The organism is Algibacter luteus, from assembly GCF_030344935.1.
Classification (GTDB): Bacteria; Bacteroidota; Bacteroidia; order Flavobacteriales; family Flavobacteriaceae; genus Arenitalea; species Arenitalea lutea.
Window position 1 is genome coordinate 2,078,081 of record NZ_CP128313.1, and the last position, 22,845, is coordinate 2,100,925.

16 protein-coding genes are annotated in these 22,845 nt (G+C 35.5%); 10 read left to right on the top strand and 6 right to left on the bottom strand.

Going from position 1 to position 22,845, the window contains the following annotated elements:
• Positions 1–63: 63 nt before the first annotated feature.
• Both O5O44_RS08735 and O5O44_RS08740 read left to right on the top strand, forming a co-directional pair.
• A complete protein-coding gene (locus O5O44_RS08735) occupies positions 64–597 on the top strand; it encodes a hypothetical protein (protein WP_289193988.1) in 534 nt (177 codons plus the stop codon).
• A 127-nt stretch (positions 598–724) separates the two neighbouring features.
• Positions 725–1,246, top strand: a complete 522-nt coding sequence (locus O5O44_RS08740; protein WP_289193989.1) for a nuclear transport factor 2 family protein — start codon at positions 725–727, stop codon at positions 1,244–1,246.
• A gap of 6 nt (positions 1,247–1,252) precedes the next feature.
• Here the strand turns inward: O5O44_RS08740 and O5O44_RS08745 are convergent, their stop codons facing one another.
• The 4 genes from O5O44_RS08745 to O5O44_RS08760 form a co-directional block, all read right to left on the bottom strand.
• On the bottom strand, positions 1,253–2,143 hold the full coding sequence (locus O5O44_RS08745; protein WP_289193990.1) for a transglutaminase family protein: 891 nt from the start codon (positions 2,141–2,143) through the stop codon (positions 1,253–1,255).
• Complete coding sequence (locus tag O5O44_RS08750) at positions 2,144–4,705, bottom strand: circularly permuted type 2 ATP-grasp protein (protein ID WP_289193992.1); 2,562 nt, start codon at positions 4,703–4,705, stop codon at positions 2,144–2,146.
• Positions 4,706–4,711: 6 nt separating this feature from the next.
• Positions 4,712–8,041, bottom strand: coding sequence for a transglutaminase family protein (locus tag O5O44_RS08755; RefSeq protein ID WP_289193994.1), 3,330 nt, complete (start codon positions 8,039–8,041; stop codon positions 4,712–4,714).
• Between the two features lie 199 nt (positions 8,042–8,240).
• A complete protein-coding gene (locus O5O44_RS08760; protein WP_289193995.1) occupies positions 8,241–9,281 on the bottom strand; it encodes a GMP reductase in 1,041 nt (346 codons plus the stop codon).
• Positions 9,282–9,412: 131 nt separating this feature from the next.
• On the opposite strand from O5O44_RS08760, the gene O5O44_RS08765 reads away from it, so the two are divergent.
• Positions 9,413–10,834: a response regulator gene (locus O5O44_RS08765; RefSeq protein ID WP_289193996.1), complete on the top strand. Its 1,422-nt coding sequence runs from the start codon at positions 9,413–9,415 to the stop codon at positions 10,832–10,834.
• Positions 10,835–10,844: 10 nt separating this feature from the next.
• Here O5O44_RS08765 and O5O44_RS08770 read toward each other — a convergent pair whose 3' ends face one another.
• Positions 10,845–11,225 (bottom strand): RidA family protein, encoded by a 381-nt coding sequence (locus O5O44_RS08770; RefSeq protein WP_289193998.1) that lies wholly within the window; start codon positions 11,223–11,225, stop codon positions 10,845–10,847.
• An 11-nt stretch (positions 11,226–11,236) separates the two neighbouring features.
• The gene (locus O5O44_RS08775) at positions 11,237–13,999 is read right to left on the bottom strand and encodes a putative LPS assembly protein LptD (RefSeq protein WP_019386411.1); all 2,763 of its coding nucleotides are present in this window, start codon (positions 13,997–13,999) and stop codon (positions 11,237–11,239) included.
• A 171-nt stretch (positions 14,000–14,170) separates the two neighbouring features.
• On the opposite strand from O5O44_RS08775, the gene O5O44_RS08780 reads away from it, so the two are divergent.
• The 7 genes from O5O44_RS08780 (at position 14,171) to O5O44_RS08810 (ending at position 22,843) form a co-directional block, all read left to right on the top strand.
• Positions 14,171–15,280 (top strand): N-acetylmuramoyl-L-alanine amidase family protein, encoded by a 1,110-nt coding sequence (locus tag O5O44_RS08780; protein WP_289193999.1) that lies wholly within the window; start codon positions 14,171–14,173, stop codon positions 15,278–15,280.
• Between the two features lie 50 nt (positions 15,281–15,330).
• Entirely contained in the window at positions 15,331–16,293 is a 963-nt protein-coding gene (locus tag O5O44_RS08785; protein WP_289194001.1) for an MlaD family protein, read from the top strand.
• Between the two features lie 14 nt (positions 16,294–16,307).
• Positions 16,308–17,621, top strand: coding sequence for a 4Fe-4S dicluster domain-containing protein (locus tag O5O44_RS08790; RefSeq protein ID WP_289194002.1), 1,314 nt, complete (start codon positions 16,308–16,310; stop codon positions 17,619–17,621).
• A gap of 157 nt (positions 17,622–17,778) precedes the next feature.
• A complete protein-coding gene (locus tag O5O44_RS08795) occupies positions 17,779–18,570 on the top strand; it encodes a (Fe-S)-binding protein (protein ID WP_289194003.1) in 792 nt (263 codons plus the stop codon).
• A 10-nt stretch (positions 18,571–18,580) separates the two neighbouring features.
• On the top strand, positions 18,581–19,237 hold the full coding sequence (locus tag O5O44_RS08800) for a hypothetical protein (RefSeq protein WP_289194004.1): 657 nt from the start codon (positions 18,581–18,583) through the stop codon (positions 19,235–19,237).
• Between the two features lie 9 nt (positions 19,238–19,246).
• On the top strand, positions 19,247–19,732 hold the full coding sequence (locus O5O44_RS08805) for an ABC transporter ATPase (RefSeq protein ID WP_289194006.1): 486 nt from the start codon (positions 19,247–19,249) through the stop codon (positions 19,730–19,732).
• A gap of 192 nt (positions 19,733–19,924) precedes the next feature.
• A complete protein-coding gene (locus O5O44_RS08810) occupies positions 19,925–22,843 on the top strand; it encodes a serine hydrolase domain-containing protein (RefSeq protein ID WP_289194007.1) in 2,919 nt (972 codons plus the stop codon).
• Positions 22,844–22,845: the final 2 nt, after the last annotated feature.

Here is a 22,845-nt window from a genome sequence, read left to right on the forward strand (position 1 = left end):
CCTAACAGATTTTGTATTAGCTTTGTATTTACTAACATTACCTTTAAATCACTAAACCTAATAATGACCACAACCCTAAAAAATGGCATCTTAGTTATCAGCAGCGTATTCCTATTTGGATGTTCATCAAGTGATGATAAGGCTGATGATAGTGACTGCGTGAAAACCATTACCATTCCGCAATATTATTTTATAAATAATCAATCGTATAGTTACGAAACAACGCAAGAAGTGCCTTGTGATTTTCCAGAACCCACAGAGCCTGAATTGATTCAAGCCCCTGAATTAGAAGGCTTTACTTATGAAGTTTTAAAGTTTGAGTTTACACCCGATACAGGCAACAATACATCGCGCTTACAATTCGAAATCAAATTAAATAATCCAAACGCTTATGCAGTTTCTGGAGTGCCTTTGCTCACCATGAACGCAGACGGTTTAGTAACAACAGCCAGTTTTTCTAATTATGCTTCGGTACCCTGTCTTGAAATTGCTGCAAATTCTAGCTGTATTTTAACTTTTGATCAAGAAAGTTCTTTAGACTTAGCTGTAATTAATTCCATTCAATTATTAAACGTGGAATATTTTCTCATCAACTAGCAACCGTTTCATCTAAAATCATTTTTTTACACCTTTTTTTTAGTTCCGTAAAGCACTAAACAAGCACACCCTCCATTTTATTTTTCGTACCTTGATAACTAGCTATTAATCAAATAAATACGAACTTATGAAATCAAGAACATTAGTGATGATGCTGATTGTTTTGGCTTTGGCCATAAGCAGTTGCAAGCAAACCGACAAAGCAATGGTTGTTGAAACCCCTGTAGACCTTTTAAATGAGCCTTTCCCAGAAGCTCAAGAAGCTGTAAAACTGACTATGGACAGTATTTTACAAAGTGTTAAGGATGGTGATTTGGATAAACTCATTTCCTTTCATGCCTATGGCCCGAAATTCACAGAATTTAAAAATGGGGAACCTAGAAATGATGGTGCTGAGAATGAAAAATTTGAACGTGGTGTTTTTGGTTCGGTTACCGAAGTGGTGAAATTTGATATCAACGACATGAAAATTGCCGTTTTTGATAACGTCGCGAACGTGACCTTACACACCGATTTTCATTTACAATTTGGAGAAGACCTCGCGGTGGTAAACGAACAAATGACCTTGTTATTTCTAAACACCGATAAGGGTTGGAGAATTGTACACGAACACCATTCGGAGCTCAAGCAACCAGAAGCTACAGAATAAAACTGTTTAAACCGCAGGCCTGATATCGACAGCCACTTTCATTTTGTTGTCACCAGAACTGTAAATCACACCTTTTAAAGGCGGCACATCATAATAATCGCGACCATAAGCGGTAATGATGTGTTGGTTTTGAGGTATTTGGTTGTTGGTAGGATCGAAATCTACCCATCCAAAAGTGGGGATATACACCGAGAACCACGCATGAGACGCATCGGCACCTACAAGTTTTTCTTTTCCTGGTGGCGGCAAAGTTTCAATATAACCACTCACATAACGTGCGGGCAAACCAACCGAACGCACACAGGCAATAGCAATTTGCGCAAAATCTTGACAAACGCCTTTCTTTTGCATCATCACGTCGTGAATAGGCGTCGCCACATTAGTCACATTCGGGTTGAATTCAAATTCGGTGTAAATGCGTTGCATCAATTCGTAAGCGGCCTCAAAAATAGACCGATTGGGCTGAAAAGAGACTTCGGCATAGGCTCGTATTTCTGGCGAAATATTCGCAATAAGCACAGATTCTAAAATAAACTGCTTCACATCCCACAATCCCGGATCTTGATGTTTTAAATGATTCAAACCTTCAGATAAGGTGATGCTTTTTCCACTAAAAGATTGATTGATATCGGGCATTAGTGTATAATCTTTTTCAATAGTGCTTATCGCAATAACCTTTAAGGTTTTATGGTAGTCTTGAATGGAAAAGCGAGTAATGGTATTGCCAAAAAAGTCTGTTTTCTCCGAAAAGTCAGTCGGTTTCGGATGAATTTCTAAAGCATAGTTCACCACTTTTTGCCCCAACATATCTTTCGGTTTCAACGTGGCGATGTTATGACAAAAGGTAACGCCATTTTCGTATTTATAACTCGTGGTATGTGATAAACGATACAACATTTAGTTTATGGGGAAATTTTGATTAGCCAATTGGGTTTGCTGATACGAATGGTTGAAATACGTATCGGAAATCGCCATTGAGGTGTTATGCAGCAAATCGCTTAGTTCTGCTAATAAATCGTCTAAATTCGGTCGTATACTACCATCAGAACTCAGAAGGAGCAAGTTTTCAATATTCAAGCTTTGCATTTTACGATGCGCTTCATCAATTTTTTGCTGGCAAATAGAAACTTGGTTTGAGCCTTCAGAATAGGGGAGTCGGTCTATATCTTTCTTAATCCGATTGATTTGATATGTCAACGATTTGGCGTAATCTTTATCTAATAAAATAAGTTTAATCACATTTTCTAAACTCAAATACGATCGGTAACTATAGCGGTAAATATTAAGACTTTCATGACTGGTTAACAGCGACTCTAAAATTTCATATTGCAGCTGCTCGTTGTAATTAGAAACCAATAACGAACGGCATTTGGCCACATTCATCATGGCTTGTTCGGTTTGTAAACCTATAAAATAAAGCAGCAAACCTTGGTTTACTAAAATGCTTTCTTCAATAAGTCCCATAAAAGCAATCAATCTGGTAATGATACGGTCTAGAACTTTGGAAAGCTCAATCACCGAATAGTTCTCGGCGTCTTTAAATTTGCGCCACTGTTTATTAATGCCGTCAAAAACGCGCCACATGTCTTTAGACCATAAGCTACGTAACGAATAATACGAGTTATTAAAACTTGAAAGCGTTTGTGCAAAACTCCCGTAACGCTTCTCGTCGAGCATTAAAGACACAATTTCTTCCAAAGGATTGTTTAAGCGTTTTTCTGAACCTTTGCCAACAAAACCAGGAAAGGTGGAGGTGATGTGTGTTATAGATTTGTATAAAAGCACCAAACTTTCAGATTCGGATTTCCGGTTGTTGTATTGCTCTTGCGTCATGCGATTCAGCACCATGCGTAAATAACGCGCGGTCACTAAAGCACGCCCTAAATAGCGCCCAGACCAATACAGGTTTTCGGCGGTATGACTTGGTAAATCGTTAATATCGGAAACCGTTTGATTGGAAGCTTTGTCCCAAGAATAATTTTGAATGTAATTTTGAGGCGTATCAGAAACCACCCAAAAGTCTTTACTGATACCACCACGTTGGTTCGATACAAACAAATTTTCACGTTCTGAAGCCACACGCACTAAACCACCAGGCATGATACTATAACCTCCTTGTTTAGCAATGGCGAAGGTTCTGCACATCACTTTTCTGGGTTCTAAAATACCATTGGTGAAATTTGGCGCTGTAGAAAATGATATTTTTTCTTGTGCTACAAATTGATAGGGTGTTTGTTCTATTTCTTGTCTGAGTTTATTGAGCGCCGTTTCATCCAAAAACTCACAGAAAAAGATGTTTTCTCTATTCGATCTGTCGATGCGTTTCACGACTAAATCTTTCAAATGATTTAAGACGTAATCGCGTTCTTTTTGTTGTCCGCACCACCAAGACGCAATTTGAGGTAAGATTAAATCTTCGTTAAAAAAGTATTTGCAAATGGCGTTCATAAACGGGATAAGTCCCGAGTTTTCAATAATACCGCTACCAATAGGATTCACGATGCTGACTTGTTGTTCTCGTACCACTTCCATAAGGCCAGCAACACCGAGATAAGAATCTTCACGTAATTCTAAAGGGTCCATAAACACGTCGTCCACACGTCTTAAAACCACATCAACTTGTTTGAGTTGTTTTAAGGTTTTCATCCAGAGCTTGCCATTTCTAACAATTAAATCGTTACCCATAACTAACGGATACCCTAAAAACGAAGCCAAATAGGCATGTTCAAAATAGGTTTCGTTATGCGGACCCGGAGTTAGAATCACAATATTAGGATTGCTTTTATTTTGAGGCGCCGCATCAATAAGCATTTGATTGAACTCATGAAAAAACTGCGAAGGTTGTTTCACATGTATATTTTGAAAAATATTAGGCATGACTCTGTTAAGCGCATACCTATTTTCCAAAGCATAACCCATACCTGAAGGCGCTTGTGTTCGGTCGCTAACTACCCACATGCGGCCGTCTGGTCCTCTGGCTAAATCTGCTGAATAAATGAGTAAATTTTTTAATGCCGGATATTGAATTTGATCGCATTGTCTTAAAAATCCGCGATGAGCAAATATGACTTCCTGCGGAATAATACCATCTTTGATAAGCGTTCTTTCGCCGTATATATCCTTTAGAATGAGGTTTAATAATTCAGCACGCTGTTGAATACCTTTTTCAATGGTGTTTTCCCATTCCGTTTGATGAATTAAAAAAGGCACGAGATTTAAGCCCCAAGAACGGTGCATCCCGTTAGGATCGTTATACACGTTATAGGTTACACCATTTTCTTCCATTAACCAATTCACCTCGTCTTGCTTAGCTTTGAGGTTTTTGGGACCTACTTGAGATAAATTAGTAAGTAAGCGCTCCCAATTGGGATTTATGGACATATCCGATTTCAATACTTCATCATAATTCCTGAAATCAGAAAAATAATTTTGAAATAGCGTATTTGAATCTATGGACATATGGTGTTATTTTTTTCTTAAATCGAGCGTGTTTGGAAACTCAAAATTAATAGGCAACTCTTTATATTTAAACTTTTTTAAACTTGTTTTCTTCTGAATACCTTGGTATTCTTTTTTAGTGATTTTATCGTCTTGATCCGGAACCACATCACCCTGCGTATGCCCAAAGCCCCAGAAACGATTAATGCGTCTCGATTCGGCTTCATAGCTATTTACAGGATAAGTTTCATACGAACGCCCTCCTGGATGCGCCACAAAATAGGTGCAACCACCAATGGATTGTTTGTTCCAAGTGTCAATAATATCAAAAACTAAAGGCGCATCAACACCAATGGTTGGGTGTAAAGCTGAATACGGATTCCATGCTTTATAACGGATTCCAGATACATATTCACCTTTTACGTCCGTGTTTTTTAAAGGCACTTTTACGCCGTTGCAAGTTACAATATATCTTTCATCTACAAAGTTTGAAATTTTTATTTGAATGCGTTCTAACGACGAGTCCACATAACGTGCAGTTCCGCCGCCTGCCATTTCTTCACCAAGGACATTCCAAGGTTCAATAGCAGCTCTTAATTCCACATGCATGTGGTTTATAGTCGTCATACCGTGAAGCGGGAATCTAAACTCGAAAAATGGGTCAAACCAATCTTCTCTGAATTCATAACCAGCCTTATTTAACTGGCGTACAATGTCCTTGATATCTTCACGAACAAAATGTTCAATTAAAAATTTATCGTGTAATTCGGTTCCCCAACGCACCAAGTCGTGTTCGTAAGGTGTTTTCCAAAACCAAGCCACTAAAGTTCTCACCAATAAATTTTGCATCAAACTCATTTGTGGGTGAGGAGGCATATCAAAAGCACGAAGTTCAAGAATACCTAATCGACCAGACGATGAATCTGGAGAGTACAATTTATCAATACAGAATTCTGCACGGTGTGTGTTTCCGGTTAAATCGGTTAATAAATGTCGAAACAATCTATCGGTTAACCAAAACGGTACATCGCCACCTTTCGGGATTTTGCTAAAGGCAATTTCCAGTTCGTAAAGGTTTTCCATTCTAGCTTCATCAATTCGTGGCGCTTGACTTGTGGGCCCAATAAAAGCACCAGAAAATAGATAGGATAATCCCGGGTGATGCTGCCAAAAGGTCAATAAACTTCGTAGTAAACTTGGTTTACGTAACAACGGACTATCTGCGGGCGTTACACCACCTAAAGTCACGTGATTACCACCACCAGTGCCTGTATGCTTACCGTCTAGCATGAATTTTTCGGTACCTAATCTCGATTGTTTGGCATGTTTGTAAAGGGTGATAGTATTATCAGTAAGCTCTTTCCAATTTTTTGCTGGGTGTACATTAACCTCAATAACGCCCGGATCTGGGGTTATTTTCATGGATTCCAAACGGTTATCTTTTGGAGGATCGTAACCTTCAATAATTACCGGAATATTTAACGATTTGGCTGTAGCTTCAATGGACGCCATTAAATCTAAAAACATTTCAGCAGTGTCTAAAGGCGGTAAAAACAGATAGAGTTTACCTTCTCTTACCTCTGCACACAATGCGGTACGAATAAAGAATTTTTCTTCACTTTTTTCAACCTTATTATTCTGAAACGCTTCAAAACGTTTGTTCACTAGGGCAGTGAAATTTGGAAACTTTTTTGGTTTTGAAAATTGATCGGGCTGCACCACGGGAAACTCTTCTTGCTTCGGCTTTTTAATAAGTGAATTTAGAGGTAGTCGCAATCCCACTGGAGAATTTCCAGGAATTAAAAAGATGTTTTTTCGTCTTAATTTCCAAGCCGCAGTAAACCAAGTGTTTTTATAATTATTTAAAGGTAAAACATAGCCCACAGGTTTGGAAGTCCCTTCTTTTAGGATTTCTTTTAATTTATCTTTGACTAATAAATTACCGTTTTCTTTAGTCGGATCAATATCAATGGGCATTTTACCTTCTTCCCACAAGAAATAAAAACTATCCTCGTAAGTGGGTTTTATAAATTTATCTGAAACGCCTAAATAGGTGGTTAGGGTTTTTAGGAATTTTTTATCGGCATTTTTTGGCAAGGTATAATCATCAGCAAATAGCGATAATAAGTTTTTAGTATTCCAAATGGGTTTCCCATCCTTTCGCCAGCAAATTTCAATAGACCATCTCGGGAGTGGTTCACCAGGATACCATTTTCCTTGGGCTTGATGGAGCACACCGCCTTTACCAAATTCGTCGTATAATTTTGCGGAGAGGTCTTTAGCCAACTCCCTTTTATGTGGACCATCGGCATCAGTATTCCATTCCGGAGATTCCATATCATCAATAGATACAAAGGTTGGTTCGCCTCCCATGGTGAGACGCACATCGCCTTTTTCTAATTGCTCTTCTACTTTAAAACCAAGATTGTAAATGGCGTTCCATTGCTCTTCGGTATAAGGTTTGGTAACTCTAGGCGATTCAAAAATTCGTTTTACCGAGTTTTCATAAAAGAATTCCGTTTCGCAAACATCAGTCATACCAGAAACGGCAGCAGCACTTTCAAACGACGGTGTACAAGCCAGCGGAATATGTCCTTCACCAGCCAAAAGACCAGAAGTAGCATCAAAACCAATCCAACCAGCACCAGGAATATAAACTTCTGCCCATGCATGTAAATCGGTAAAATCGGCTTCAGGACCAGAAGGACCATCTAATGACTTTTCATCGGCAGCCAATTGTACCAAATAGCCAGAAACGAATCGTGCTCCCAATCCTAAGTGACGCATCACCTGAACAAACAACCACGCATAATCTCTACAAGATCCATTTTTGCGTTCTAAGGTTTCTTCGCAAGATTGCACACCCGGATCCATACGGATGTTATAGTTTAGAAATTCATATATTTTTCGATTGATATCGATTAAAAAATAAATTGTTTTTCGAGGTGTATAATCTATAGTCTTTAAAAATTCTTGCAATAAACTGCCTTTATCTGTTATTTCCAGATAGGGAATAAGCTCTTTTTGAGTAGTTTCGGTATATTTAAACGGAAACTCTTCAGCATATTTTTCTACAAAAAAATCAAACGGGTTTATGGTTTTTAAATCTGCTATAATCTCTACATCCACAGCTAGTTCCGTTGTTTTCTCCGGAAACGTTAATCGTGCTAAATAGTTCCCAAAAGGATCTTGTTGCCAATTAAAGAAATGATTTTCAGGCTTTATTTTTATTGAATAGGCCTCAATAGGTGTTCTGCTATGTGGTGCAGGACGAAGTCTAAAAATGTGAGGAGATAATGCTACAGAACGATCGTATTTATACAATGTTTTATGAGAAATAACTACTTTAAGCGCCATATATGGATTGGTTTTTTAAAATTACAATTTAAGTTATTTCTTTTTAGATATAGTAGAAATACCATTTAAATAGTCATATTATTATTAGGCATTAATTGTGATTTTAATTTATTTATTGCTCAGAAAATAAAAATTTTCAAAAAGCGTAAGTTTTCTATTAAACTTTTTATTGTGGGGAGGCTTAAAAAAATAAGTGGCTTTAAGATTTATAAACTTGATTTTCTTGTTCGGCAACGCGAATAAAGGTCGTGCGTTTGGTTAATTCTTTTAATCGGGCGGCGCCTACATAGGTGCAAGTACTGCGCAATCCACCTAAAATATCTAGAATGGTTTCATTGACTTCGCCACGATAAGGCACTTCAACCGTTTTGCCCTCGCTAGCGCGATATTCGGCAACGCCACCAGCATGCTTATCCATAGCTGTTGTAGAGCTCATCCCGTAAAATTGTCTAAATTTTTGTCCGTTTTTTTCAACGATTTCACCACCGCTTTCATTATGTCCTGCCAACATACCACCTAACATTACAAAATCAGCACCAGCACCAAAGGCTTTTGCCACATCGCCTGGAGAAGCGCAACCACCATCACTTATAATTTGTCCGCCTAATCCATGCGCCGCATCGGCACATTCTATAATTGCCGAAAGTTGCGGATAGCCTACGCCGGTTTTAACGCGTGTGGTACATACAGAACCAGGGCCAATACCCACTTTAATAATATCGGCACCAGATAATAACAACTCTTCAACCATTTCGCCAGTAACAACATTACCTGCTATAATCACCTTTTCTGGATACTGATCGCGTATATTTTTTACAAAATTGGCGAAGTACTCAGAGTATCCATTAGCTACATCAATACATATAAATTTAAGTTGCGGATGCGAAGTGAAAATTGCGCTTAATCTTTTGGTATCTTGTTTACCAATACCTGTGCTTATGGCTATATAATCTTCAATACCCTTTGGGGCATGTTCTAAAAACGCATCCCATTCTTCTAAACTGTAATGTTTATGTATCGCAGTAATGACTTTGTGCTTTGATAAAGCGATTGCCATTTCAAAAGTTCCAACCGTATCCATATTTGCCGCAATAATTGGGACGCCTTCCCAAGTTAACGGACTGTGTAAAAATTTAAAATCGCGGTTTAAACTTACTTCAGATCTGCTTTTAAGCGTCGATCGTTTTGGGCGAATCATAACATCTTTAAATCCTAATTTTATTTCGTATTCAATGCGCATAAATCAATTTATATTGAGAGTTTTTATTTCATTCTAAAAATAGAGAATTTCAGAAGAAATACGAAGCTTAATAGGTAGAATAGTTTTGTTAATTACCATAATTATGGATATGTTTGTCAAAAATGCACTAAATGAAGATTTTCCCTAAATCTATTGGTAAAATAAAAATGAAAAAGAAGCTTTCAATCTTCATTTTTGTGTCTATTGCTGCGATATTAATTATTGGATTTTTCTTTATTGAAAAAAAAATATATGCTGAAAGTGCAGCAATTTTCCTATTGATTTTGGCTATAGTTCAAGTTTTAGCTTTACAATTCTTCCTTAAAAATCAACTTAAAAATGAGGTGATAAAAACTAATCTCACACTAAGGTTAGAGGAATTAAAGGAAAAACTAGAAATAAGTGAAGAATTGGCTAATCATAAATCTATTTATTTAGCTAATATGAGTTATGAAGTCCGAACGCCATTAAATACCGTTTTGGGCATGCTTAACATGCTAAAACAAACCAATTTAGATAGCGACCAATCAGCGCAGGTTGAAATTGCCGAATATTCTTCAAAACATTTGTTGCAATTGGTTAATATGGTGACCGACAATGCTGAAGTGAATGACGAGGAGGTGGCATTGAATTTAAAAACGGTAGATTTAAAAGCAGATTTAACCAAACTGTTTAAAGTCTTTGAATATCAAACATGGGAAAAAGGATTAGAATTTGATTTTAAATTTTTATCAGAAGAAAATGCTAAATATTTTGTACTAGCTGATTCAGCTCGGATTCAGCAAGTATTAATTAATTTAATTAATAATGCTATAAAATTTACACACACCGGAAAAATATCTATCATCGTTGATCAATCTATTGGAATAGATAACGATCAAATCATAACCTTTTATATTAAAGATACTGGAATTGGTATGAAGGCAAAAGATGCTAAAGATATTTTTATGAATACTGAAGGCATTGCGAAAAATTCTATTTTAAGAGATTATAGAGGTGGCGGTATGGGCCTTATAATTTCTCATAAATTGGTGAGTATAATGGGTGGGCAGCTCAAGGTAGAAAGTAAAGAGAATGAAGGCTCTACGTTTTACTTTAGTTTACAGTTGAAAAAGACTTTAAATGTAAAATCGGAAGAAGAGATACATCGTCCCGTTTTATCCGATAAATTTAATGTTTTAGTGGCAGAAGATAATAGGATGAACCAAAAGGTTATCAAGTTTATATTAGAGCGACAAGGGGCGGATTGCACCTTTGCTAAAAACGGTTTAGAAGCAGTAGATTTATACAAAATATTAGACTTCGATATGATTTTTATGGATATATACATGCCTGATATGGATGGGTATGAAGCTACAAAATTCATAAAGGAAACCGACAAGTATGCCATTTCTAAAACACCTATTATTGGTGTTTCGGCGAGTGCTTTTGAGAAAGATATTGAAAAAGCGAAACTCGCAGGGATTGATGATTATTTATCAAAACCTATTGATGTTGAAAAGTTAAAAAAGCTATTAGTAAAATACGCTCACAAAGATATTGAGACTGAATAATTTTACGTTTTTATTGTATAGCAATAACACTAATTTCTACGTTAACATTTTTAGGTAGTCTAGCAACTTGTACCGTTTCTCTTGCTGGTGCATTAGCATCATCAAAATAACTTCCATAGACTTCATTTATTTGTGCAAAATCATCCATATTAGAAATGAAAATTGATGATTTTATAACGTTGTCAAAAGTCATACTTGCTGCTTCTAAAACCGCTTTAAGATTCTGCATAACTTGATGCGTTTCATCTTTTATGTTTTCTAAAACTAAGGCATTAGTTTCAGGGTTAATAGCTATTTGTCCCGATGTGTATAAGGTATTGTTAACTAAAATGGCTTGATTATAAGGTCCAATAGGAGCAGGCGCTTTATCAGTAGTTATTATGGTTTTCATAAGCAAAGAGTTTAAAACTGAATATCTGGTTGTCTACGTTTTTCGTATTTAAGGTCGCTAAGTAAACTAGATTTTATACCAATAAAAAAGTTCCAAGAACTTCTATCACTAAAAGGTACCCAACTAAAATTCATTCGCCAACTCAATAAATCGCGTTCAAATCGTAATTGCGTATATGTAAATCCAGCATTTTTTAAATCGTAACCCGAAGATCCACCAATAGACCATTTTGGTGACAGTTGAATATCGCCAGAAAACATAAGCGAGTGGGAGGATATTTCATTTTGTCTGGCACTGTTAGAATAATTTACCGCATAAGCTACCCTCAAATTCCAGGGGATTTTATAGTTGTATAACTCACCGGAATCTTCTTCTTCTTTACCTTCGTCGCCTCGTATTTGCTGATTTGCAAAATCTTCTGAAACCCCAAATAAATCGTCTGCACGACCACCGCTTCGAATATTTTCTTCTATACCGCTGTCCTTTTTCTTGTCTTTAGTATCCGCCTTTTTACTTTGTAATGACCAGCTGGCGTTCATACTTGCACTAGTTAATCTAAAAAGACTTCCTCCGTTATCAATATTAAACTTGTCGATTTTTTTATTATTATTATCTAAAGCGTAGGGGTCAAGTGTGGCATTAAAGTTAATACTAAGCTTATTCTGAAAAAGTTGTGTACCACCTGACATCCTTACTGGACTCCATTGTAATGAATCGCCTGCGAAATTATATGAAGTTGAAAAATTTAAATTGTTTAATAAGGTAATCTTTTTAGCTTCCGTTGCCGTAGAATCTCTATCTCTTACTTTGGCTTCTAAATTGTTAGAAACTGAAATACCCATAGAACTTGAAAAGTTTTTATTAGGCGTACCAAAAACCCCATTTTCAAAACGGGTGTATTCTATAATGTCTCTTGTTGTTGTTCCATCAGCGTCTATAATTTCATCACCTTCATAAGAATCATAATATTGATCAAAAGATGGGTTGATGTTATAACTTATAGAAGGTCTCATAACATGCCTTATGGCTTTTATTTTTTTATCCTGACCTTCTTTTTCAAAATTAAACATACCGTAAATGGTTGTTCCTATGCTTGTACTAAAATTATAGGTTCTAAAAGCATCAAACCCTTTAACATCTTCAGTTATGGTTTCATCTTCTGTAGTGTCGTAACTTCTGTTGATGGTTTTAAACGTCCAAACCTCATTAAAATTCGTACTGGCACTAGCACTAAAATATTTAAATAGCTTAAAGTTGGTTGCAAGCGGAATGGTATGCTGAAAACCTGCTTTAGCCTCTTCGAACATTTCTTTTTTAAAGAATAACGAATCTGTAGTTTGTATTTGGTTTTCACCCCTTACGTTATACTGTAAATTTATATTTTGAAATATTCCTTTTTTTGAGCCAGATTTAGAGGCAAATGGATACATTCGGCCAACACTACCTTGAAATGTAGGTAGCGTCATATTAATCGTTTCTGTATTGGTGTTTTGCGAGTGCGTTGCCGTTAAACTATAATTAACCTGAGGTTCTCCAGAAAATGTTTTGGAATAAGAGACTGAAGAAGATAAGGTATTGTTTAAAAACGCCCCGGAATTGACTTGGTTTACCGAAGATCGATAATACGTACTACTACCTAAGTTCACCGAGGCCGAAAAACGAGAACTTGGATTTGCTTTGGAATCTTGACTGTGCGACCATCTAAGATTATATACCGTATTTTTAGCATAATCAGGAAAACCACGTTCGCTAGAAATTAAATTTTCATACCTAAAACCTACATTACCACGAAATCTGTAACGTTTGGCATAAGTACTTTCTAAGCGGGTTCCATAGCTTCCGTTTGTATAATAATCACCTAAAACAGCTAAATCAACATAATCACTTATAGCAAAATAATAACCACCGTTTTGTAGAAAGAAACCACGATCGTTTTGTTCTCCAAAAGTTGGAATAATCACACCTGAAGTATGGGTTTCACTTTGAGGAAAAAATCCGAATGGCAATCCTAAAGGTGTTGGTACATCATAAATAAATAGGTTTGCAAGTCCAGTTACTATTTTTTTACCAGGAACAATTTTAGCCTTTCTAAGTTTGATGTAGTATTCAGGATCTTCAAGATTTTCGGCAGTCGTATATTTGGCGTCTTTTACAAAATAAACCGAGTCGTTTTCTTTTTTTGTGATATTTGACACAACAGTTCCTTCACCTTGCTCGGTTTTAGAGTTGTAAATAAGTGCTTTTTGCGACTGGGTATTAAATACAATAGAGTCAGGTTCAACAACGTTTGTGCCTTGAGTAAAAACAGGTTTTTGGGTATAACCATTAATAGTATCAGTAATCCCTTTGGCGTAAACCGTGTTTGTGTTATAATCTATGGTAATATCACCAGCAGTAATATTCATATCGCCGTAATCAATTCGCGCTTCGTTGTATAAATACAATTTTTGCCTTTTTTGACTAAAGCGCGTATAATCATTGGCATGATACTTTACTATATTTTCTAAAAGCTCTTTTTTAGGTTTTATAGAGTCTTTTACAATGGTATCTTGAGTTTTTTCTGAAGCCGGAATTAGAAGATCATTTACATTTGTACTCACACTGTCTTTTACGGTTCTATCAAGCGGTTTTCCTTTTTTAGGGATGTCTTGAGAGAAGCTTAACGTGTTAATAAACACTGTAAAACTTAATGCAAAAAGTATTTTAAAGTTGTTTGTACGCAACGCTTTTAAATGTATTTTTGTAAAAGTATGGCTCGGTTTTTGAAAAGCCAAAATTACATATATTTTTCTGGGATTAATTTAATATTCAAGTAAAAATTTAAATTTAAAATAAACAAGGTTTTTTAGTCGTTAAAATGGCATAAAAATTGAATTTAGTTTTTATCAAAAATGATGCCTTTGATGAAATGATGGGGCGCCAGATGAAAAAATAGTAATTACCACATGAAAACGAACAACATTATGCATTTCGTATCTTTTATAATACTATTAACATTAGTTTCTTTTACTGGTGTTGAGGCACAAAACAATTCTAAAAAATTTGTAGTGGTGTTGGATGCTGGTCATGGTGGTAAAGACCCAGGAAACCTTGGTAATGGGTACAGAGAAAAAGATATTGCCTTAAAAACAGTTTTGGCCATTGGTAAAGAGTTAGAGAAAAATAAAAACATAAAGGTTGTCTACACGCGTAAAACCGATGTGTTTGTAGATTTATTTGTTAGAGGAAAAATTGCCAATAAAGAAAAAGCAGATTTATTTGTTTCTGTACACTGCGATTCTCATACGTCGCAGGCCTATGGTGCAGGTACATTTGTATTAGGAACACATAGAAATCAAACCAATTTTGAAGTTGCTAAAAAGGAAAACTCAGTAATTTTTATGGAGGAAGATTACGAGAAAAACTATGCCGGTTTCGACCCTAATTCCCCAGAATCAGTGATGAGTATTTTGTTAAGTCAGGAGGAATATCTCGATCAAAGTATTCAATTAGCAAGTTTAATTCAGAAAAAATTCACGTCTAAATTAAATCGAAAAGACCGTCGAGTAAAACAAGCCGGTTTTATCGTATTACATCAAACAGTAATGCCTAGTGTTTTGGTGGAGTTGGGCTTTTTAACCAATAAAAAAGAAGGTGCTTATTTAAATTCTAAAAAAGGCCAAATACAAATGGCAGAATCTATTGTAGAAGCCATTTTAGATTATAAAAGTAGAATAGATAATAATGTTAGTGATTATGTTTTAAATGATATTGAAACTGACGTAATTTCAGATTCTGACACCAATCTTGATAACATCACATTTAAAGTTCAAATAGCCGCAAGTTCTAAAGCTTTAGATACAAAACCTTATAATTTTAAAGGTTTAGATGTGATTTCTAGGCATAAAGAAGGTAATTTGTATAAATATTTTTATGGCAATTCTTCAGATTATGAAGCAACTAAAACCCTTGAACAAGAGGCAAAAAGCAAAGGATATACTTCAAGTTTTATAGTAGCATTTAAAGACGGAAAAAAAATAGCTTTAATCGACGCTTTAAAATCCATTCCTAATTAAAGGTATTCTTCTTAAATTTATATTAAATTTGTTATTCTAAAGAATTCAGTTTGAAAATATCTAAAGAAGTTAAAACAGGCATACTCGTATTATTAGGCATCGTCCTTTTTATTTTTGGATTCAATTACCTCAAAGGTCAAAACCTGCTTAGTTCCTCACTAACTATTTACACAAGTTATAATAATGTTGAAGGTTTAGTGCCGTCAACACCAGTAACCATTAATGGTTTGCAAGTAGGTAAGGTAACCAGTATTGGTTTTAAAGGCGATGGCTCTGGAATATTACAGATTGAATTGTCGGTTGACAGTGATTTTAAATTTTCAAAAAACAGTAAAGCAGAGTTATACGAAACAGGATTAATAGGAGGGAAAGCCATTGCTATCATACCTGCCTTTGATGGTGCTGAAAACGCTCAAAAAAATGATTTTTTAGAAGGTTCAGTTAAACCAGGTTTAACAGCTTTAGTGAATCAGCGCTTAACGCCATTACAAGAAAAAATTGAAATCATGATGGTAGGAGCAGATTCGTTACTCAATAATATCAATGAGGTTTTCGACGAAAAAACAAAAGCCAACTTAAGAGCGAGTTTTGCGGGTTTAAATGATGTGATTCAGAATTTCAAAAATACTTCGAATTCACTAAATAGTTTGATGGCTAGTAACGAGGAAAAATTGAACAATACCTTAGCCAATGTTGATAATATTTCTTCTAATTTAAATAAAACAACAAGCCAGTTAGCTAATGCCAATTTAGAAGAAACGATCAAAAATCTTGAATCTACTATTCAAAACTTCAATAACATTTCGAATAAAATTAAGAACGGAGAAGGCTCGATTGGAAAACTTTTAGAAGACGACGGACTTTATAATAACTTAGAAGGGGCAAGTTTGCAGCTCGAGCAGTTATTAGAAGACATGAAATTGAACCCGAAACGTTATGTGCATTTCTCTTTATTTGGAAAAAAGCCAAAACAGTACGATGCCGAGGGTAATGAGATTGAAACTAAAGACTAAATTAAGCCATAGATATGAGTTATCTTCCTAATCTCCTTTTTGTAATAATACTATTTCTAGGAATTGGTTTTTTTGCAAAAAATGTAAAAAAATTAATGAGAAATATTAAACTGGGTCAAGACACCGATGTGAGCGATAATAAAGCGCAACGCTGGAAAAATATGGCGATGATTGCGTTAGGGCAAAGTAAAATGGTGCGTCGCCCAATTGCAGGGATATTGCATGTTGTAGTTTACGTGGGGTTCATAATTATAAATATTGAAGTTCTTGAAATTATAATTGATGGTATTTTCGGCACACACCGCATAGGTCTTCAAATATTACCACAATCGGTTTATGGTTTTTTAATAGGTAGTTTTGAGGTGTTAGCCGTTTTAGTTTTTATCGCAGTTATTGTGTTTTGGTTACGAAGAAATGTAATAAAACTAGCGCGTTTCTGGAAAAGCGAAATGACCAGCTGGCCAAAAAACGATGGTAATTATATCTTGTATTTCGAGATGGTTTTAATGACGTTATTTCTAGTCATGAATGCCACCGATGTAAATTTTCAAGCCTTAAATTCTGGTAATGTTATCAGTCAATATATGGCACCATGGTTTTCAGGATTAAGCGAAGGCACCTTACACATTATAGAAAGAGGCGCTTGGTGGCTGCATATTGTTGGTATTTTAATATTCCTTAATTACTTATATTTCTCAAAGCATTTACATATTTTATTGGCGTTTCCTAATACCTATTATGGCAACTTAAAACCCAAAGGGCAGTTTAATAATTTAGAAGCAGTTACTAATGAAGTAAAAATGATGATGGATCCTAATGTCGATCCTTTTGCTGCACCTGCCGAAGGTAGTGAAGATGAGGTTCCAGCAAAATTCGGTGCTAGCGATGTTCAAGATTTAAATTGGGTGCAATTACTAAACGCCTATACATGTACCGAGTGCGGACGCTGCACAAGTGAATGTCCTGCAAACCAAACCGGTAAAAAATTATCACCTAGAAAAATCATGATGGATACCAGAGACCGTCTCGAGGAAGTTGGTAAAAACATCGATGCTAATAAAGGCGAATTTAAAGAAGACGGTAAACAGCTTCTAGATAATTATATTACCCGAGAAGAGCTTTGGGCATGTACATCATGCAATGCCTGTGTGGAAGCTTGTCCTGTTAGTATCGACCCGCTTTCAATCATTCTAGAAATGCGTCGTTATTTAGTTATGGAACAATCCGCAGCGCCTACCGAATTGAATAATATGATGACGAATATAGAAAATAACGGTGCGCCATGGCCTTACAACCAAATGGACCGTTTAAACTGGAAAAACGAATAATAAAATAATAAGGGCGTTACCACAAGGGTCGGGCTTTCACTATATCTTTTTGCTTTTCATGGCAAAAAGGATACCGCTACAATCCCTAACGCGATAAACAACATAAAACAAATTCCTGCAGAGTTTTTAAACTTTAGAGGTCTTAAACTAAAAAAAAATGAGCGAATTACTTAAAGTACCAACCATGGCAGAATTCATGGCTCAAGGAAAACAACCCGAAGTACTATTCTGGGTTGGTTGTGCTGGAAGTTTTGATGATAGAGCTAAAAAAATCACAAAAGCATTTGTAAAACTATTAAACAAAGCCAATGTAGAATTTGCAGTTTTAGGAACCGAAGAGAGTTGTACTGGCGATCCCGCAAAACGTGCTGGTAACGAATTTTTGTTTCAAATGCAAGCCGTTACAAACATAGAAGTATTAAATGCTTACGAAGTAAAAAAAATAGTTACGGCTTGCCCACACTGTTTTAATACCATAAAAAATGAGTATCCCGAGCTTGGTGGAAATTACGAGGTTATGCATCATACCCAGTTTTTAAAAACTCTGCTTGATGAAGGTCGCTTAACTATTGAAGGCGGAAAATATAAAGGCAAACGCATCACGTTTCACGATCCTTGTTATTTAGGTAGAGCTAATAATGTGTACGAAGCACCAAGAGAACTCATTCAAAAGTTGGAAGCCGAATTAATAGAAATGAAAAACTGCAAACGCAATGGTTTATGTTGCGGAGCAGGAGGTGCGCAAATGTTTAAAGAACCAGAAAAAGGTGATAAAGATGTTAATGTAGAACGCACAGAACAAGCCTTAGACATAAAACCAGAAATAATTGCTGCCGGTTGTCCATTTTGTAACACCATGATGACCGACGGTATTAAAGCCAAAGAAAAAGAAAGCGACGTCGCCGTAATGGATGTTGCCGAATTAATTGCAAATGCCCAAGATTTATAAATAATATACCATGTTAAAATACACCTTATTAGTAGTAAGCCTATGTTTTGTTGTGAATGTTTTTGCACAAGACAAAACCAGAGAACAAGTGATTGAATTAATGGCAGAAGACACTTGCGAATGTATAAAAAAAGACAAAACCTCTTTCACTCAAGATAAATCCATGAATCAAAAGCAAGTTGCTTTAGGTTTATGTTTATTAAAAAGTTACAACACGCGTAAATCTGAGTCTTCAGCCATGAAAGATAGTGGTATAGACGATTTTGAAGCACTAGGCGAAGAAGTAGGCATTCAAATGGTTTCAACTTGTGGTGTTGAGTTTATGGCCATATTTAGCGACGAACAGTTAGGTGAAATTATTGACGATGTAGATGAAGATGAAACTGCGCCACCACCACCTGCAGCAAAAAACGATAATGATTTACAATTAGAAGCCGAATTATTGTCCTTAAGTAACGATGCGGTTTCCTATTTTCAAGTTAAAGATGCTTTTGATAAAACACATACCTTTATAATAAATGAGCAATTTGATGGTTATAAATTATTAAAGAAATCTAACTTTAATAAGTCATTTAATATCTATTATAAAGAAATAGATATGTTCGATTTAAGTGAGCGCAAATACGTTAAAAAGAAGGTGGTTAAATACCTTGAACTAATAGATTAAATCACATTCATGCTAGTAGAATTTAATACATTACCAGAAGAATCTCGTGTTTGGATTTACCAAGCCAATCGTTCGTTTTCTGAATCCGAATTGGAAGAGATAAAAGCTAAACTAGATATCTTTATTGAAAACTGGACGGCACATGGTAGTGACCTGCAAGCAGGTTATCTCATTAAATATAAGCGATTTATAGTAATAGGTTTAAATCAAAACTTAAACAATGCCACAGGTTGTTCTATCGATGCTTCGGTACATTTTATTCAACAATTAGAGAAAGAGTATAACGTCGATTTAATGGATAAAATGAATGTTTCTTACAAACAAGGCGAATTCATTGCACACAAATCACTTACCGATTTTCGTAAAATGGCAAAAGACAAAGCTGTGTCTAAAAACACCATTGTGTTCAACAATTTAGTAAACACGGTAGCAGAATTTAATGAAAACTGGGAAGTACCTGCAAGCGAAAGCTGGCATGCCCGTTTTATAAAGTAATGTTTCATTCTTAAAACTTATTTAAAGACAAATCAAGTTTAAGGTTTACCTCAGTTTTAATATAGTTCGTGTTTGTTCACAAACTTCTTTATAAATCTATCTTAAAGTCTTTTTATCTTCTTCTTAAAAGTATTATTTTGGCGCTATTATTGGTATTAGTAATTACTGGTAATCCCCATTAAAAATCTAAATATGCGTCAAATCACTATAATATTTATTGCCTTATTTTCATTTGCCCTTTCGGTTGCTCAAACAACTAAAAATCCGCTTTTAACATCAGACTACGCTGCTCAAAAAAAATGGGTCGACAGCTTATATGCTTCAATGACTTTAGAGGAAAAAGTGGGACAGCTGTATATGGTTCAGGTGATGTCCAATCAAGACCAAGCTACTAAAAACAAGGTCATTAAAACCATTAAGGAACATAAAATTGGAGGTATCATATACTCGAATGGTGGTCCAGTAAGACAGGCTAAACTAAATAATGAGCTGCAAGCTTTATCGAATATTCCCTTGCTTATAGGTATGGACGCAGAATGGGGCTTAAGCATGCGCTTAGATTCTACGTATGCCTTTCCTTGGAATATGACATTAGGCGCCATAAAAGATAATAAGCTTATTGAACAAACAGGCAGACAAATAGGGGAGCATTGCAAACGCTTAGGTGTTCATTTTAATTTTGCACCTGTGGTTGATATCAACACCAATCCCAAAAACCCAATAATAGGCAATAGGTCTTTTGGTGAAGATCGGGATAATGTCACTGAAAAAGCATCTTTTTTTATGAAAGGCATGCAAGATGCCGGAGTTTTGGCTAATGCAAAGCATTTTCCAGGTCATGGCGATACAGACCAAGATTCACATTTAACACTACCAACTATTAGCTTTAATGAAAAACGCATCGATTCTATAGAGTTATACCCATATAAAAAATTAATTCACGAAGGACTATCTAGCGTCATGGTTGCGCATCTTAACGTGCCAAGTTTAGAGCCTCGAGATGGGTATCCTTCATCGTTGTCAAAACATATTGTAACCGATATTTTAAAAGAAAGATTAGGGTTTAAAGGACTTATTTTTACAGATGCTTTAACCATGAAAGGTGCTGCAAACTTTAGTCAAACTGGAGATATTGATTTGGCTGCATTTCAAGCAGGAAATGATGTGATGCTCATGTCGGAAGATGTAGGAGTCGGCGTTGCAAAAATTATTGAAGCCTATAAAATTGGAAAAATCTCAGAGTCTCGTTTAGAGCATTCCGTTAAAAAAGTGCTTCAAGCCAAGTACAAAGTTGGTTTAAATAAATATAAACCTGTAAAGCTTTATAATTTATCAAAAGATTTACTCAGACTTAAAGATGATATTTTATACGAAGAATTGCTAGAAAACGCCATAACAGTAGTAAAAAACAAAAATAACCTATTACCGTTGCAAAGGCTTGAAACCAAAACGTTTGCCTATGTGAAATTGGGTGACGACTCAGGTTCTGCGTTTTTAGATGAATTAAGAAAATATGCTAAAGTTCACGAGATTCAATCTGATAATCTTTATACGTTAATGAGTAGCCTAAAAGCTTATAATACAGTGATTGTAGGTTTTCATCGTTCTAATGATAATCCGTGGAAATCTTATAAATTCAGCAATAAAGAATTGGTTTGGTTACACGAAATAGCACAAAACCATACGGTTATTCTAGATGCTTTTGTTAAACCATATGCACTTTCTAGTCTTAAGAGTTTAGAGAATTTTGAAAGCATCGTTGTAAGTTATCAAAATAGTGAAATTGCCCAACGTAAATCGGCACAGCTTATTTTTGGTGCCATCCCTTCTAAAGGAAACCTACCTGTATCTATTGGAAATCATTTTAAAGTAGGAGAAGGCATTCACAATAACGAATTAAAAAGGTTAGGGTATACCATTCCGGAGCGGGTTGGTGTGAATTCTGAAAAATTAAAAAAAATAGATTCAGTAGCTCAAGTCGCAGTAGATAAAATGATGACTCCAGGAATTCAGTTGTTAGTGGCGAGAAAAGGGAAAGTTATTTACAATAAAAATTTTGGCAAACACACATATAACGGTAAAGAAAAAGTTGCCTTTGATGATATTTATGATGTAGCATCCCTTACTAAAATTTTAGCAACCTTACCTTTATTAATGGAGCTTGAAGAACAAGGTATCGTATCCTTAAACTCAAAACTATCAGATATTTTACCTGAGTATAGAAATTCAAACAAATCGCATATCACTCTTAAAAGTATGTTGTCACATTATGCGCGATTACGTCCTTGGGAACCATTCTACTATCATACTCTAGACACGATTACCAAGCGCCCAAGTAAAAAATATTATCGAAATAAAAGAAGCAACAATTTTAATATTGAAGTGACTAAGAATTTATTTTTAAGAACTGATTATCAGGATTCTATACCTGAAATTATAAAAAATTCGGAGTTACTAGAGTCTCAAAGATATCGTTACAGTGACTTTCCATATTATATTTTAAAGAAATTTATAGAACAACATTACGACAGAAGGTTAGACGAGCTTGCACAATCGCATTTTTACGAACCGTTAGGAGCAAATTATACCTTGTATAATCCATATTACAAAATTAGTAGTAAGAAGATTGTGCCAACAGAAATGGATGATTATTATCGGTACCAAAAAATACATGGTTATGTTCATGATATGGGTGCAGCAATGCAAGATGGTGTAGGTGGTCACGCAGGTGTGTTTAGTAATGCCAACGATGTTGCGAAAATTATGCAAATGTATTTGCAGAAAGGCTATTATGGCGGTAAGCGTTATTTAAAACCTGAAACTATTGATAAATTTAACACCTGCTATTATTGTGATAATAATAACCGTAGGGGTATCGGTTTTGATAAACCTCAATTAGGTGATGATGGTCCTACATGTGGTTGTATTTCAATGACAAGTTTTGGGCATTCTGGATTTACCGGAACATACACTTGGGCAGACCCAGAAGAGGAAATAGTTTATGTATTTTTAGCAAATCGAACATTTCCACATGCTGGAAAAAATTTATTGTTAAGAGAAAATATTAGAACAGAAATTCAACGCTTGATTTACGAAGCAATTGAAAATTAAAG

Bases quoted from the DNA above. Each gene is read 5' to 3' on its own strand.
- O5O44_RS08735 (WP_289193988.1), top strand. From the start codon at position 64: ATGACCACAACCCTAAAAAATGGCATCTTAGTTATCAGCAGCGTATTC.
- O5O44_RS08740 (WP_289193989.1), top strand. From the start codon at position 725: ATGAAATCAAGAACATTAGTGATGATGCTGATTGTTTTGGCTTTGGCC.
- O5O44_RS08745 (WP_289193990.1), bottom strand. From the start codon at position 2,143: ATGTTGTATCGTTTATCACATACCACGAGTTATAAATACGAAAATGGC.
- O5O44_RS08750 (WP_289193992.1), bottom strand. From the start codon at position 4,705: ATGTCCATAGATTCAAATACGCTATTTCAAAATTATTTTTCTGATTTC.
- O5O44_RS08755 (WP_289193994.1), bottom strand. From the start codon at position 8,041: ATGGCGCTTAAAGTAGTTATTTCTCATAAAACATTGTATAAATACGAT.
- O5O44_RS08760 (WP_289193995.1), bottom strand. From the start codon at position 9,281: ATGCGCATTGAATACGAAATAAAATTAGGATTTAAAGATGTTATGATT.
- O5O44_RS08765 (WP_289193996.1), top strand. From the start codon at position 9,413: ATGAAGATTTTCCCTAAATCTATTGGTAAAATAAAAATGAAAAAGAAG.
- O5O44_RS08770 (WP_289193998.1), bottom strand. From the start codon at position 11,225: ATGAAAACCATAATAACTACTGATAAAGCGCCTGCTCCTATTGGACCT.
- O5O44_RS08780 (WP_289193999.1), top strand. From the start codon at position 14,171: ATGAAAACGAACAACATTATGCATTTCGTATCTTTTATAATACTATTA.
- O5O44_RS08790 (WP_289194002.1), top strand. From the start codon at position 16,308: ATGAGTTATCTTCCTAATCTCCTTTTTGTAATAATACTATTTCTAGGA.
- O5O44_RS08795 (WP_289194003.1), top strand. From the start codon at position 17,779: ATGAGCGAATTACTTAAAGTACCAACCATGGCAGAATTCATGGCTCAA.
- O5O44_RS08800 (WP_289194004.1), top strand. From the start codon at position 18,581: ATGTTAAAATACACCTTATTAGTAGTAAGCCTATGTTTTGTTGTGAAT.
- O5O44_RS08805 (WP_289194006.1), top strand. From the start codon at position 19,247: ATGCTAGTAGAATTTAATACATTACCAGAAGAATCTCGTGTTTGGATT.
- O5O44_RS08810 (WP_289194007.1), top strand. From the start codon at position 19,925: ATGCGTCAAATCACTATAATATTTATTGCCTTATTTTCATTTGCCCTT.